Source organism: Xanthobacter versatilis (genome assembly GCF_043193975.1).
Classification (GTDB): domain Bacteria; phylum Pseudomonadota; class Alphaproteobacteria; order Rhizobiales; family Xanthobacteraceae; genus Xanthobacter; species Xanthobacter autotrophicus_E.
Window position 1 is genome coordinate 1 of sequence record NZ_JBAFVB010000038.1, and the last position, 266, is coordinate 266.

Genomic DNA, 266 nt, shown 5'->3' on the forward strand with positions numbered 1-266 from the left:
TCTGGGGCAGCATCGATCCACGCAGCGCAAGGTGCCAATGGGCCGTGCCGATGAGGCGGAGCTGACCGCCGACATCATCGAACTCGCCACCCGATACGGTCGCTATGGCTATCGGCGGATCACGGCATTGCTGCAGGCGGCCGGCTGGGCGGTGAACGTGAAGCGGGTCGAGCGGATCTGGCGGCAGGAGGGGCTCAAGGTGCCATGCAAACAACCGAAGAAGGGGCGCCTGTGGGTCAACGACGGGTCCTGCCTGCGGCTACGGC

General features: G+C 66.5%; 1 protein-coding gene. It reads left to right on the top strand.

Annotated features, from left to right (window positions below; genetic code table 11):
* Positions 1–266 (top strand): IS3 family transposase (locus V5F66_RS22280; RefSeq protein ID WP_394094743.1); only part of this gene is annotated, 266 nt, incomplete at both ends.